Raw genomic sequence first — 13,203 nt, 5'->3', positions numbered from 1 at the left:
CCGCGATCAGATGAAGCGCAAGAATATCCTGTTCATCATGGCCGATCAGATGGCCGCGCCCCTGTTGCCTTTCTACGGCCCGTCGCCGATCAAATTGCCCAATCTTTCGCGCCTCGCCGCTCAGGGCGTGGTGTTCGACGCGGCGTATTGCAACAGCCCGTTGTGTGCGCCGTCGCGTTTCACCTTGGTCAGCGGCCAGTTGCCGAGCAAAATCGGCGCTTATGACAACGCCGCCGATTTTCCCGCTGACATCCCGACCTACGCCCACTATCTGCGTCGCCTCGGCTACCGCACCGCGCTGTCGGGCAAGATGCATTTCTGTGGCCCCGATCAACTGCACGGCTATGAAGAACGCCTGACCAGCGACATTTATCCGGCCGATTACGGTTGGGCTGTGAACTGGGACGAACCGGATGTGCGGCCGAGTTGGTATCACAACATGTCGTCGGTCTTGCAGGCAGGGCCGTGCGTGCGTACCAACCAGCTCGACTTCGACGAAGAGGTGGTGTTCAAGGCGCAGCAGTATCTGTTCGATCACATTCGCGAGGAGGGCGATCAGCCGTTCTGCCTGACCGTGTCGATGACGCACCCCCACGATCCGTACACGATTCCCAAGGCATTCTGGGATTTGTATGACGACAGCGATATTCCGCTGCCGACAACGCCGGATCAGCACGAACTCGATCCGCACTCGCAACGCCTGCTCAAGGTCTACGACCTGTGGGACAAGCCGCTGCCTGTGGATAAGATTCGCGACGCACGCCGGGCCTACTTCGGTGCCTGCAGCTACATCGACGCCAATGTCGGCAAACTTCTGCAGACCCTCGAAGAAACCGGGCTGATCAACGACACCATCATTGTTTTCTCCGGCGATCACGGCGACATGCTTGGCGAGAAAGGCCTCTGGTACAAAATGCACTGGTACGAAATGGCCGCGCGGGTACCGCTGCTGATCAGTGCGCCCGGGCAGTTTGGCGCCGGTCGCGTCAGCGCTGCGGTTTCCACCGCCGATTTGCTGCCGACCTTCGTCGAACTGGCCGGCGGCACGCTGCAGCCGGGCCTGCCACTGGACGGCCGTTCACTGGTGCCGCACCTGCAAGGGCAGGGCGGCCATGACGAGGTGTTCGGCGAATACATGGCCGAAGGCACCGTCAGTCCGCTGATGATGATCCGCCGTGGCGCCTACAAATTTATCTACAGCGAAAGCGACCCGTGCCTACTCTTCGATGTGCATAACGATCCGCACGAAAGGGAAGAGCTGAGCCAGTCACCGCAACATCGTCAGCTGTTTGAAGACTTTCTCGCGCAAGCGCGGGCCAAATGGGACATCCCGGCGATCCATCGGGACGTACTTGCCAGCCAGCGCCGACGCCGTTTCGTCGCCGACGCCCTGACCATCGGCAAGCTGAAGAGCTGGGACCACCAGCCGCTGGTCGACGCCAGTCAGCAATACATGCGCAACCACATCGACCTTGATGATCTGGAGCGCAAAGCCCGTTATCCACAACCCTGCCAAAACCAATAATCTCAAGGGGAAGTCCATGCGCAAGTTATCCACAGCAGTGACCGTCGGCCTGATCGCGTTGAGCAGCGCCTCGGCCTTCGCCGAGCAAGGCTGCGAAACCGTGAAAATGGCCGATCCGGGCTGGAGCGACATCGCCGCGACCAATGCCATCACCGGGTTTCTGCTGGACGGCATGGGCTACAAGGCCAAGGTCGATACCCTCGCGGTGCCGATCACCTTCGGCGGCTTGAAGGACGGCCAGGTCGATGTGTTCCTCGGCAACTGGATGCCGGCGCAACAGGGTTTCTACGACAAATTCGTCGCCACCGGCGATGTCACGCAACTGGCGAAGAACCTCGAAGGCACCGAATTTACCCTCGCCGTACCCGATTATGTCTGGGAGGCGGGTGTGCATGATTTCGCCGATCTGAACAAGTTCGCCGACAAGTTCGACAAGAAGATCTATGGCATCGGTTCGGGCGCACCGGCGAACATCTCGTTGCAGGACATCATCAAGAAAAACGACTTCAACATGGGCCAGTGGAAACTGATCGAATCCAGCGAGCAGGCGATGCTCGCCGAAGTATCGAGGGCGGTGAAAAAGCAGAAATTCGTCACCTTCCTCGGCTGGACGCCGCACCCGATGAACGTGCAACTGAAGATGCGTTACTTGAAGGGTGGCGAAAAGTACTTCGGTGACACCGGCAGCGTATTCACCCTGACCCGCAAGGGCTACGCGGAGGCTTGCCCGAATGTGGGTAAATTGCTGACCAATCTTTCGTTCACTCAGGAAATGGAGAACAGCATCATGGCCGAGGTGGTGAACAAGAAGATCAGCAATGCCGAAGCCGCCAAGGCGTGGATAAAGGCCAATCCCGTGGTGCTGGACAAGTGGCTGGATGGCGTGAAGACTCTGGATGGCAAGGATGCGTTGGCGGCGGTGAAAGCCAAACTGTAAGGCCATCTGACTGTCGACCACATACCTGTGGCGAGGGGATTTATCCCCGATCGGCTGCGAAGCAGCCGCAAGACCCATGAACTCGATATACCTGACTCACCGAGAACGCTGGGTTTGGGGCCGCTTCGCGGCCCATCGGGGATAAATCCCCTCGCCACAATGATTGCTGTGTCCTGATAGGCTTGCCTGAAAACCCTAACCGCGAGGACCCATGGCCTTCCCCAGCCGTCACTCACTGTTCCCCTTCCTCGCCTGGCTGCCCCGGCAAACCCGTGCCAGCGTCGGACGGGATCTGGTCGTTGGCCTCAGCGGTGCGATTCTCGCCTTGCCCCAGTCGATTGCCTACGCGCTGATCGCCGGCCTGCCCCCCGAATACGGCCTGTACGCTGCGATTATTCCGGTACTGATCGCCTGCCTCTGGGGGTCGTCCTGGCACCTGATCTGTGGCCCGACGGCGGCCATTTCGATTGTGCTGTATGCCAGCATCAGTCCGCTTGCCATGCCGGCTTCCGAGGATTACATCACGCTGATTCTGCTGCTGACCTTGCTCGCCGGGGTTTTCCAGTGGCTGCTGGGTTTACTGCGCTTCGGCGCGCTGGTGAATTTCGTTTCGCATTCGGTGGTGCTCGGCTTCACCCTCGGCGCAGCAGTGGTAATTGCCATCGGGCAGTTGCCGAATCTGCTGGGACTTGAGTTGCCGGCCAGTGCCACGGCTCTTGCCAGTCTGATGGACCTGCTGCGCCACCTCGGCGCTGTGGATAACCCTTCGCTGATGCTTGGCGCGGCGACGGTGGTGCTCGGCGTGGTGTTGAAACGCCTGTTGCCACGCTGGCCGACCCTGCTGATCACCTTGGTGTTGGCCAGTCTGTGGGTGTGGTTGTGGCCGGCCATGTTCGCGCATGTGCATCTGGTCAGCGCCTTTGTCGGGCGCTTGCCGCCCTTCAGTGCGCTGCCGCTGGATCTGGATCTGGTCCTGCGGTTGCTGCCCAGCGCCGTGGCCGTCGGCATGCTCGGGCTGGTCACCAGTCTGTCGATTGCCCGTTCGATTTCGGCGCGCTCGCAGCAACTGCTCGATGCCAATCAGGAAGTGCGTGCCCAAGGCTTGTCGAATATGGTCGGTGCGTTTTTTTCCGGATCGTTGTCGGCGGGGTCATTTACCCGTTCCGGTCTGAGCTACGAAGCAGGCGCCTGCTCGCCGCTGGCCGGGGTGTTTTCAGCGCTCTGGGTGGCGCTGTTCGCGCTTTTCGGTGCAGGGTTGATCGCGCACATTCCGATCCCGGCCATGGCCGGCAGTATTTTGCTGATCGCCTGGGGCCTGGTGGACCATCGCGGCATTCGCGCCTTGTGGCGGGTCAGCCGCGCCGAATTCGTGGTGATGGGCCTGACGTGCCTGGCGACACTGCTGCTGGAATTGCAGACCGCCATTTACGCCGGGGTGCTGGCCTCGTTGTTCTTCTACCTCAAACGTACCTCGCAACCGCGGGTGCAGCATTGGCGCGATGGTGAAGACGATGTGCTGCGGGTCGGCGGTTCGATCTTTTTCGGCGCCAGCCATTACTTGCAGGTGCGCCTGCAACGCCTGCACGGCACGCGAGTAGTGATCGAGGCGCAGCAGATCAACTTCATCGACTATTCAGGGGTGGAAATGCTGCATCAGGAGGCACGGCGCCTGCTGCGCCAGAATCGCAGCCTGACCTTGCGCCGGGCGCGGCCGCAGGTGGTGGAGGAGTTGCGGAAACTGGAAGGGGCAGAGAAATGCCCGATCCGCTTTGAAGACTGAACATCACATACCCTTGTAGGAGTGAGCCTGCTCGCGATAGCGGTGTATCAGTTGAAACATTTATATCTGACCCACCGCTATCGCGAGCAGGCGAAGGCCTACAGGGAATTATTGCGCTAGCTGGCGGCGTAGCTCGGCCAGTACCGACGCCGTATCCGGGCGCACACCGCGCCACAGGAAAAACGCCTCGGCCGCTTGCTCCGCCAGCATTCCCAGGCCATCCATCGAGACCGTCGCGCCGTGCTCACTGGCCCAGCGGCAGAACGCGGTCGGCTCCTTGCCATACATCATGTCGTAGCACAGCGTCTGCCCCGGTTCGATCAGGCTCGCGACGATCGGCGGCACATCACCGGTCAGGCTGGCGGACGTGGCGTTGATGATCACATCCACCGGCTCGCGCAGCCAGTCGAACCCACTGGCCGACACTGGCCCCAGATCGCCGAACAATTCGGCCAGCCGCTCAGCCTTGTCCACGGTGCGATTGGCGATGATCACCGACGCCGGTCGTTCCGCCAGTAACGGCTCCAGTGCGCCCCGCACTGCGCCCCCGGCCCCGAGCAGCAGGATGCGTTTGCCCGTCAGGCTGAACCCGGCATTGACGGTCAGATCGCGTACCAGCCCGGCGCCGTCGGTGTTGTCGCCGAGCAACGAACCGTCGTCCAGTTTGCTCAAGGTATTCACCGCACCGGCTCGCTGTGCGCGTGCGGTCAGGCTGTCGGCTAGACGATAAGCGTCTTCCTTGAACGGCACGGTGACATTGGCCCCACGCCCCTCCTGGAAAAATACCGTGGCGCAGCCGACAAAATCATCCAGCGGCGCCAGCAGCGTGCTGTAGTCAAGGTGCTGGCCGGTCTGTTCGGCGAACAGTTTGTGAATCATCGGCGATTTGCTGTGGCCGATCGGGTTACCGAAAACAACGTAACGATCCATCGAAGGTCCTCAGGCCTGGGCCAGCCAATCGCGGTCTTGCAGGAAGTAGTCGGTCAGGCGCGCTTCTTCGCTGCCCGGTTCGGCCTTCCAGTCGTAGCCCCAGCGCACTTGGGGCGGCAGCGACATCAGGATCGACTCGGTACGCCCGCCCGATTGCAGGCCGAACAGCGTGCCACGGTCGTAAACCAGGTTGAATTCGACGTAACGGCCACGACGAAACTCCTGGAACTCGCGCTGCTGCGCAGTGAACGCAGCGTTCTTGCGGCGTTGCACGATGGGCAGGTACGCCTCGATGTAGGCGTCGCCGATGGCACGCATGAAGGCGAAGCTGGTGTCGAAGTCCCATTCGTTCAGGTCATCGAAAAACAGACCGCCGATACCACGCGGTTCATGCCGATGCTTGATGTGGAAGTAGGTATCGCACCAGGCCTTGTAGCGCGGATAGACGTCCGCGCCGAACGGTGCGCACGCTTGCGCGGCGACACGGTGCCAATGAATGCAGTCTTCTTCGTTGCCATAGTAAGGGGTCAGGTCGAAGCCGCCGCCGAACCACCAGACCGGCTCTTCACCTTCTTTCTCGGCAATGAAAAAGCGCACGTTGGCGTGGGACGTCGGCACGTGCGGATTGTGCGGGTGAATCACCAGCGACACGCCGAGGGCTTCAAAACCGCGACCGGCCAATTCCGGACGATGAGCGCTGGCCGAGGGCGGCAGACCGCTGCCGAAGACGTGAGAAAAGTTGACGCCGCCCTTTTCGATCAGCGTGCCGTTCTCGATCACGCGCGTGCGACCGCCACCACCGGCAGGCCGGGTCCAGGCGTCTTCGACGAAGCGCGTGCCGCCGTCCTCGGTTTCGAGCGCGGCGCAAATGCGGTCTTGCAGGTCGAGCAGATAGGCCTTTACGGCGTCGGTGCGGGTCGTCATGGCATCACCTTGGATCGAGCGGCGCCCCAGGCAGGCGGGCAGCGCAAATGGGCGCGTAGCATACCATCGCAGACCGGCGCGCCGCAGTTGACGAAGACCAACCAGGGGAGTTGCATAGGGTCCTCGCAACAATCCCAAGGAGAGCAGGCAGATGGCAAAGCGTATCCAGTTCCGCGCCCATGGCGGTCCCGAAGTGCTCGAGTATGTTGACTACGAACCTGCCGCGCCCGGACCGAATCAGGTGCGCGTGGCCAACCAGGCGATTGGCCTGAATTTCATCGACACTTATTACCGCAGCGGGCTGTATGCGCCGCCCGCCTTGCCGTCCGGCCTCGGTGCCGAAGGCGCCGGTATTGTTGATGCGGTGGGCAGCGAGGTCACCCGGTTCAAGGTCGGTGACCGCGTGGCGTATGGCAGCGGCCCGTTGGGGGCTTACAGCACGCAACACGTTTTGCCCCAGGACAATCTGGTGCACCTGCCTGACGAAATCAGCTTCGAAACCGCTGCCGGGGTAATGCTCAAGGGCCTCACCGTGCAATACCTGCTGCGCCAGACCTACGAATTGAAGGGTGGCGAAACCATTCTGTTCCACGCCGCTGCCGGTGGCGTCGGGTCACTGGCCTGCCAATGGGCCAAGGCGCTGGGGGTGAAACTGATCGGCACGGTCAGTTCGAAAGACAAGGCTGAACTGGCGAAGGCTAACGGCGCATGGGCAACCATCGATTACAGCCATGAAAACGTGGCCGAGCGCGTACTGGCGTTGACCGATGGAAAGAAAGTCCCGGTGGTGTACGACGGGGTCGGCAAGGATACCTGGCTGACGTCGCTGGACAGCGTCGCACCGCGCGGGCTGGTAGTGAGCTTCGGTAATGCGTCAGGTGCGGTGGACGGCGTGAACCTGGGCATTCTGGCGGCGAAAGGCTCGCTGTACGTCACCCGTCCGACCCTGGCGACGTACGCCAATAACGCCGACAACCTGCAACGCATGGCGGATGAGCTGTTCGAGATGATTATCATCGGCAAACTCAAGGTGGACATCAGCCAGCGCTACTCGCTGGCTGATGCGGCAAAAGCACAAACCGAACTGTCGGCACGGCGCACCACCGGTTCCACCATTCTGCTGCCCTGAACCAGTTGCTGACCCGACCCGTCACGCCAGGCGGGTCGGCGCCTGTTGCAACTCGACAAAGAACGGCGTCTTGCCGGCCGTGGTGGTCGCGAAGGCTCCACGGGGTAGCCGCCGCACCTGCAACCCCAGCACGCCGGGCAATTTGAGCAATGCACTGGCCTGCGCCTCGGCGTGCAAAGCCTGCTCAAGGCCACCCTGCGCAGCAGCGGGCAGTCTGTCCTCGGCGATGACCAGACGCATGCACGTGCCGTTCACCTGTCGCTCAATCTGCACCTGAATATCCGCCGCATGCAGATCAGGAATTGCTTGTGCGAGCACACTCAGAATCTGCCGCTGGGTAATGATCGCGCCGCCCAGCTTGATCGTCGTCTCTACTCGCCCCACAAGCTCCAGCACTGGCAGGGCACTGCCACAGGCGCACTTGGGCAAGTTGGGCACGATTCGCCCGCAGTCACCAATGCGGTAACGCAGCAACGGCACATGGTCCGGCAGCAATGGCGTCAGCAGAAACTCGCCGCATTCACCCTCGGGCAGCGCTTGCAGGGTCAACGGATTGACCACTTCGACCAGCATCGCGTCGGCATGCAGATGATAGAAACCCGGCTCCAGATGGGCGCACTGAAAACCGATCGGGCCGGTCTCCGTCGCGCTGTAGCCCAGTGATCGCAAGGTCAGGCCTGGCCAGTCCCGCGCCAGTTGCTCACGAAGCAGCGCGCTGCACGGTTCTCCGATGTAGTAGAGCCACTTCAGGCTACCCAACTGTCTTCTGTCGACAGCGACATCATTGAACAGCGCCGCCGCGAAGGAGGGCGTGCAGATCAGGGCATCGGCCTTTTGTGACTGGACCAGTTCGGCAATGCGTTGAAGGCCCATCAGTGAGCCGGCGGGTAACAAGCGCGCGCCGAGGCGCTGAACGATGGCCGCCGCGTATTGAAACGCGCCCTGCATTTCGCCGGCAGTGAGGCAATCGATCACCACAGAGGGGGTCTGGCCCGTCGCAAACATCCGTACGCCCAAGCGCACGATGCTGTCGTTGAAGGCCCAGGAGTGGGTGATGTGTTTGCGGTTGCCGGTGCTACCGCCCGATGTCAGGGTCAACCCACCGCCCGGCGCCAGGTGCGATGCCTCGCCCAGCAGAGAAAACAGCAATCCGCCCTGTTCGTCCTCTACGGCCTGAACCGGCAGCAGGTGCAGATCCTCCGCGCTCTGCACGCGCCGTATCGGCGGACACACCGTACAGAACCAGGACAACGAACGCGCATGGGCGAACTTGCGCGCAAGGGCTTCGGTCGCTGCCGCGTAAACCGTGGCAGCGCTGGCAAACAGCAGCGGATCATCGGTCATGGGTGCGTTCTCCCTGACGGATGCACAACTCGTCGAAGCCAGTGCTCACGGCTGTCGCCAGGTGTTCGAGCTGGGCCTGGCTGTGATTCGCGCTGATTGCCAGACGCAGCATCGCCTCGCCTTTGGCCACCACCGGAAACAGCGCAGTGGTGACCGCAATGGCATGCCGGCGCAGATGCAGCGCCAGACTGACTGCATCACGCTCGGCGCCGACCCGGACGAAGCGTATGGGCGACGCGATCCGGTGATTGCCCAGTCGCGCCCCCAGCAAGTCATCGATCAGCGCGACATTGCGCCACAACGCGGCCTGAAGCAGACCCAACTGCGGTGAAAGATGAATATTTGCAGAGGCGACCGCGGCACCGACACCGCCCATGGACAGAGGGCCGCCGAAGGTATAGGTCGAGGCGTGGCGCCGTATCAGTTCGGCATCGGCCACCGTCCGCACGGTAATTGCCCCACCGGTTGCGCCAAACGCCTTGGACAGGGAAGACAGCACAATCATGCGATCGCGCAGTGACTCCGTGGCGGCGACAAGCGCATATCCGCCGCCTGCCAGCCCATGGATCGAGGTGCCATGGGCGTCATCTGCATACAGATAACCGTCAAAGCGCTCGGCCAGTTGCAGCAAGCGATTGACCGGATACACCCCGCGCATCGAACCGATGCTGTCGGTCAGGATGATTGGCGTATTGCCTGCCGCGACGGTTGTCGTACAGGCATCTTCGACTTGCTGCACATCGCTGCAATCGCAGCGCAGCACGGGCCCGAACTGGCAAAGAATGCCTTGCAATACTTGCATTGAGGCATGGGCGGCCCGGTCGACGATCCAGCCGGGACCTCGACGCAAGGGATACGAGGGCAACTCGCCGGAGCCGAGCAGCGGCAGGCAACCGAGGTGTGCGCTGCCGACCGAGTTGAAGGTGACCGTATGCCCCTGGAAAATTTGGTTCAGCCGCTCATCAAGTTCGCACATCGGCGGCAGCAGTGCCCGGGTGCGCGCGGCAGCGAACTGCACACCGAACATTTCCACGGCCTGCACCGCGCCTTCAATCAAGCGGGGATCGCATTCGAGTCCCAGATAAGAGCAGGAAAGAAATTCAGTCAGGCATTCGCCACTGTCCAACTCGATGTTCTTGCCTTCGCGCTTCATGACCTTGAGACCGTTGAGGCCGGCATCGAACAGTTGCTGTTGGTCGTCACGGGCCTGGCGAACGCGATTGCTGACCCAGTTGACGGTCGGATGAGGTGTATTCATCGGGATACCTGCACAGGTGAGGTCTGGCGATAGACCTGTACGCGCCAGAGCTGGGTTTTTTCACGCGCAATCGCTTCGTGAAACTGCGAGCTGACATCACGGAAGCCTTCGCAATCGGGCCGGACCACGCACAAATGGCCGCGTATCACCGTGAGGGCATGCTCGGCCAGGGCCGGCCGCAGCCGCTGCAGAACCATGGCGGCAGTAGCATCGGGCAAAAATGAAGGCACATCCGACAGCGAGACGAAATCCACGTCCGTGCACCCGGCCACGCAATCAACGATGTCGCCCTGCACCACGCTCACTCGGCACTGCTTCAACGCTTCACGAGCACTTTGAAAAATCTGCGGATCACACTCCAGCGGGTAGCCTTGCGGATACCGCAGCTCACCGAAGAACAGCATCTGCAGAAAGAAGCTTTCGCGCACGACCTGGGTCGTGAACAAGGCATGGAAAATGTCGAGGTAGACCTTGCGCGAACTGATTCCGAGGTTATTCGCCGGAAACGCACCGCGGTAAAGCAACGAATTGAGTACGGCGGCATTGCCCAGTAACCCGATGACGGCTTTCCAGCGCCGAAGTGGAAAATGGCGGCGGTAATAGTCCGATTGCTCGCCAAGGTCGCAACACTGGAAGATCCCACGGCCGGCCTTTCCGGTGACCAGACCGTTGATCCTCGCCAGGCGCCGCAAGGTCTGCTCGAACGCGCCCAGATAGATCGGCGCGTGCCAGTGACTGGACTGGAACAGGTCCGCCAGCCAGCGGCGATCCGCCAGAGGCAGGTCCAGTTGCCGAAAAACCGACTGGCGCCAAGTAGTCGATGTGTCTGGGCGATACCCCATGAAGTCCATGAACGACTCATGGTCGGTCTGCTCCAGCAAGGCCAGGCGCAACCGGGTGAACGCCAGTTGCGGTGCACTGATATCAGCACAGGTCAGGCGTGCCGGGCATCGGGCGAGCAAGGGCAAAAGCCGGCTGCCACATCCAGCGACGTCCACCACATGCCGGGCATGCTCGGGCACAATCCTGTGCTCGAGCGCGGCATCTTCATCACCCAGCGAATAATTCAGCCGCTCGAAGTAATCAGCCATGCCGGCCTCCCTGCGTCCGCTGCGAAAATGAACAGGCACGCGTCATGATTGATCCAGGGCATGCAGAAAGTCGTAGCGGGGCGCCTGGCCGCTTTGCCAGGCTTCGTACTGCTCATACACCGCTTCGAGCATGTTGCCGGTCAGGCGCAGACTGGTTTCCATCACCACCGTAATGGCGTCCCAGTCAGCCTGACTTTTGCAGGTTCGCTGCAGGATGAGTTTGATTTCGTTGAAGTGCTCGATATCGATATCGGAGTGCGCAATAAAAAATGTCAACTGGGCAGGTTTCAGCGCCAGAACTTCGCTTATCCGCGTGATCAATGGCGTGATGAACTGATAGGCGTTTTCTGCCCAATAACTGTAGCCAAGTCGCTGTAAGGGATTCCCGGTGAAAGAGATCCAGTACAAATAAGCGATCAGCACTTCTGTGGCCGGAAGTGCAGGCGGCATATCGAAAACTTCGCTCTTGAGGCCCAGACTCATGACATCGTGCAGGGCCATTTTTTCATGGCCGACTTCCTGGGCGGCATGTTCGAAGCAGAACTTTGCATAGACCGGATTATCGGCGTGACGCACGCCCACCAATCCCTGATTACGGGCATTGTGCGCGGTGTAGTGGAATGTTTCGATCATATAGAGGGCATATAACGCTTTGTTCACGCTTCCTTCGCGGATGACCCTGACCAACCGTGAGTTGTCGAGAATACCGGCCCATGTTTTTTCGATTCGCTGGTCAAGCAGAATCAACTGCTGTTCAAAACTGACGGACAGGTTCATCGCAATTCTCCGAAGGGTTGGCATTGAGGGCGACGGGTTGCTGCAGGGCTGCAAGGATTTCCCGCCATTGCGCCGCGAGCAGCCAGTAATCGCCACGCGCGCGTTGCTCGATATGAAGTGCAAAGGAGGGAAGCGGGGTCAGGCCGAAACGCTGGAACATCCGCCGCTGTGGCGACCGGCACAAGGCGGTGATTCCTTGATAGCCACGGTTGATCGCCCACTCGGTAGCAACCGCCAGCAGGCCATTGATCGGTACGGACCGGTGCTGTTGCGATTGGGTGATCAGGCGACTGAACTCGACATGACGCGCCAGCGCCACCGTCGGTGAAAGATACTGTTGCGCCAGGGAGGCCCATTCGAAAGGCGAGGGCGTTACCCTCAATACGCCCACCAGTTGGTCACGCTGGTACATCAGAAAATGAGTACTGCGCGCCACAATCGCCAGGCTGGTTTCCAGCGCCCGGGCTCTGGAGGTCAGCATGTAATGTTGTAAGCGCAAACGAAACTGCCGCCCGACAAATCGCTCAAATTCGCGAGCATCCGAGCCGGCTTCAAGAATAACGACACGATAACCGCCTTGCTGATTAATCAATGCCACTTGCAGTCGTTGCAGATAGTCCCTGAGTTGTAAATCCGTAGTATCCATTCCTTCTCCGCAAACGTTAACTTATCGAAGTTTTCTGCGCGCATTTGAATGATGGATGCTTTTGGAAATATCGCCACTGCGCGACTTCTGATAATCACGTGGGAAAAATTACTGGATTTTTATAGTTATCGATTCGTCTGACACACAAAGAAACAGCACAACAAACAAGTTGTTTAAATTACGAGTGAGATTGAAAGACGAATAACCAACGGATGTAGTACTCCTCGTCTGGACGATCGAGGAGTACTCACGGATTGCGGGAAAAAATGCTGTCAGTCGGGACGAACGACATTGCCGGTGACCAGATCGCGGATGACGCTGGGGTTCTTGCGCCCTCCCAACTGCCCGCCCAGCACGCGGTCGATCTGTCCGCGAAAATATTGCTCGACACGCAGGCGGGTACGCGCCGCCGGGCGTCCCTGTGGGTTGGCCGAGGTGGAGATCAGCGGCCCGACCATCGAGCACAGATCGCGCACCTGCGGATGATCGCTGACGCGCAGCGCCACGGTGTCGTGCACCCCGGTCACCCATTCCGGCAACAGGTTCTGGTGCGGTACCAGCCAGGTGTTTGGCCCCGGCCAGGTGCTGGCCATGCGGTCGAGCCACTCTTGCGGGAAGTCTTCAAACAAAAAGTCGAACTGGCGGATGTTGTCTGCCACCAGAATCAGGCCTTTATTGACCGAGCGATTTTTGATCGCCAGCAGCCGATCCACCGCTTCCTCGTTCCACGGGTCGCATCCCAGACCCCAGACGGCTTCGGTTGGATAGGCAATCACCGCGCCGGCGCGAATATCTCGTGCGGCTTGCTGCACACGCCAACTGTTGACCATGAAAAAATCTCCGCAAACAGGTTTCGCGCAGT

Annotated in this window: 12 protein-coding genes; 4 read left to right on the top strand and 8 right to left on the bottom strand. The window is 60.5% G+C overall.

All coding sequences use genetic code 11. From position 1 onward, the window contains the following. Window positions 1-10: 10 nt before the first annotated feature. The 3 genes from betC (at window position 11) to HU765_RS02205 (ending at window position 4,242) form a co-directional block, all read left to right on the top strand. Complete coding sequence (betC, locus tag HU765_RS02215) at window positions 11-1,525, top strand: choline-sulfatase (protein ID WP_186546251.1); 1,515 nt, start codon at window positions 11-13, stop codon at window positions 1,523-1,525. A 16-nt stretch (window positions 1,526-1,541) separates the two neighbouring features. After that, window positions 1,542-2,462 (top strand): choline ABC transporter substrate-binding protein, encoded by a 921-nt coding sequence (gene choX, locus HU765_RS02210; protein ID WP_186618868.1) that lies wholly within the window; start codon window positions 1,542-1,544, stop codon window positions 2,460-2,462. Between the two features lie 211 nt (window positions 2,463-2,673). Next, the gene (locus HU765_RS02205) at window positions 2,674-4,242 is read left to right on the top strand and encodes a SulP family inorganic anion transporter (protein WP_186618867.1); all 1,569 of its coding nucleotides are present in this window, start codon (window positions 2,674-2,676) and stop codon (window positions 4,240-4,242) included. A gap of 108 nt (window positions 4,243-4,350) precedes the next feature. On the opposite strand, the gene aroE is transcribed toward HU765_RS02205, so the two are convergent. Further along, on the bottom strand, window positions 4,351-5,172 hold the full coding sequence (gene aroE / locus HU765_RS02200; RefSeq protein ID WP_186618866.1) for a shikimate dehydrogenase: 822 nt from the start codon (window positions 5,170-5,172) through the stop codon (window positions 4,351-4,353). Between the two features lie 9 nt (window positions 5,173-5,181). After that, window positions 5,182-6,096: an oxygen-dependent coproporphyrinogen oxidase gene (hemF, locus tag HU765_RS02195; protein ID WP_186546247.1), complete on the bottom strand. Its 915-nt coding sequence runs from the start codon at window positions 6,094-6,096 to the stop codon at window positions 5,182-5,184. Window positions 6,097-6,247: 151 nt separating this feature from the next. Between hemF and HU765_RS02190 the strand changes: the two genes are divergently transcribed. Continuing rightward, window positions 6,248-7,225 carry a quinone oxidoreductase gene (locus HU765_RS02190; protein WP_186618865.1) on the top strand — a complete coding sequence of 326 codons (978 nt, stop codon included), beginning with the start codon at window positions 6,248-6,250 and terminating at the stop codon, window positions 7,223-7,225. A gap of 21 nt (window positions 7,226-7,246) precedes the next feature. Here HU765_RS02190 and HU765_RS02185 read toward each other — a convergent pair whose 3' ends face one another. From HU765_RS02185 to HU765_RS02160, 6 genes are all read right to left on the bottom strand, one after another. Next, entirely contained in the window at window positions 7,247-8,569 is a 1,323-nt protein-coding gene (locus tag HU765_RS02185) for an AMP-binding protein (protein ID WP_186618864.1), read from the bottom strand. Beyond that, a complete protein-coding gene (locus HU765_RS02180) occupies window positions 8,559-9,827 on the bottom strand; it encodes an aminotransferase class I/II-fold pyridoxal phosphate-dependent enzyme (protein ID WP_186618863.1) in 1,269 nt (422 codons plus the stop codon). The genes HU765_RS02185 and HU765_RS02180 overlap by 11 nt, the downstream gene beginning before the upstream one ends. Further along, window positions 9,824-10,918: a DUF3419 family protein gene (locus HU765_RS02175; RefSeq protein WP_186618862.1), complete on the bottom strand. Its 1,095-nt coding sequence runs from the start codon at window positions 10,916-10,918 to the stop codon at window positions 9,824-9,826. The genes HU765_RS02180 and HU765_RS02175 overlap by 4 nt, the downstream gene beginning before the upstream one ends. Before the next feature lie 42 nt (window positions 10,919-10,960). Further along, complete coding sequence (locus HU765_RS02170; RefSeq protein WP_186618861.1) at window positions 10,961-11,695, bottom strand: iron-containing redox enzyme family protein; 735 nt, start codon at window positions 11,693-11,695, stop codon at window positions 10,961-10,963. After that, window positions 11,673-12,341, bottom strand: coding sequence for a hypothetical protein (locus tag HU765_RS02165; protein ID WP_186618860.1), 669 nt, complete (start codon window positions 12,339-12,341; stop codon window positions 11,673-11,675). Before HU765_RS02165 ends, HU765_RS02170 begins: the two co-directional genes overlap by 23 nt. A gap of 272 nt (window positions 12,342-12,613) precedes the next feature. Then, window positions 12,614-13,171, bottom strand: a complete 558-nt coding sequence (locus HU765_RS02160; protein ID WP_186618859.1) for an L-threonylcarbamoyladenylate synthase — start codon at window positions 13,169-13,171, stop codon at window positions 12,614-12,616. Window positions 13,172-13,203: the final 32 nt, after the last annotated feature.

Origin of the sequence: Pseudomonas sp. SWRI81 (assembly GCF_014268545.1) — a bacterium.
Taxonomy (GTDB): domain Bacteria; phylum Pseudomonadota; class Gammaproteobacteria; order Pseudomonadales; family Pseudomonadaceae; genus Aquipseudomonas; species Aquipseudomonas hamedanensis.
This window is presented reverse-complemented; position numbering and strand designations above follow the sequence as displayed.

Bases quoted from the DNA above. Each gene is read 5' to 3' on its own strand.
- HU765_RS02190 (WP_186618865.1), top strand. From the start codon at position 6,248: ATGGCAAAGCGTATCCAGTTCCGCGCCCATGGCGGTCCCGAAGTGCTC.
- HU765_RS02205 (WP_186618867.1), top strand. From the start codon at position 2,674: ATGGCCTTCCCCAGCCGTCACTCACTGTTCCCCTTCCTCGCCTGGCTG.
- HU765_RS02180 (WP_186618863.1), bottom strand. From the start codon at position 9,827: ATGAATACACCTCATCCGACCGTCAACTGGGTCAGCAATCGCGTTCGC.
- aroE (WP_186618866.1), bottom strand. From the start codon at position 5,172: ATGGATCGTTACGTTGTTTTCGGTAACCCGATCGGCCACAGCAAATCG.
- HU765_RS02175 (WP_186618862.1), bottom strand. From the start codon at position 10,918: ATGGCTGATTACTTCGAGCGGCTGAATTATTCGCTGGGTGATGAAGAT.
- hemF (WP_186546247.1), bottom strand. From the start codon at position 6,096: ATGACGACCCGCACCGACGCCGTAAAGGCCTATCTGCTCGACCTGCAA.
- HU765_RS02160 (WP_186618859.1), bottom strand. From the start codon at position 13,171: ATGGTCAACAGTTGGCGTGTGCAGCAAGCCGCACGAGATATTCGCGCC.
- HU765_RS02185 (WP_186618864.1), bottom strand. From the start codon at position 8,569: ATGACCGATGATCCGCTGCTGTTTGCCAGCGCTGCCACGGTTTACGCG.
- choX (WP_186618868.1), top strand. From the start codon at position 1,542: ATGCGCAAGTTATCCACAGCAGTGACCGTCGGCCTGATCGCGTTGAGC.
- HU765_RS02165 (WP_186618860.1), bottom strand. From the start codon at position 12,341: ATGGATACTACGGATTTACAACTCAGGGACTATCTGCAACGACTGCAA.
- HU765_RS02170 (WP_186618861.1), bottom strand. From the start codon at position 11,695: ATGAACCTGTCCGTCAGTTTTGAACAGCAGTTGATTCTGCTTGACCAG.
- betC (WP_186546251.1), top strand. From the start codon at position 11: ATGAAGCGCAAGAATATCCTGTTCATCATGGCCGATCAGATGGCCGCG.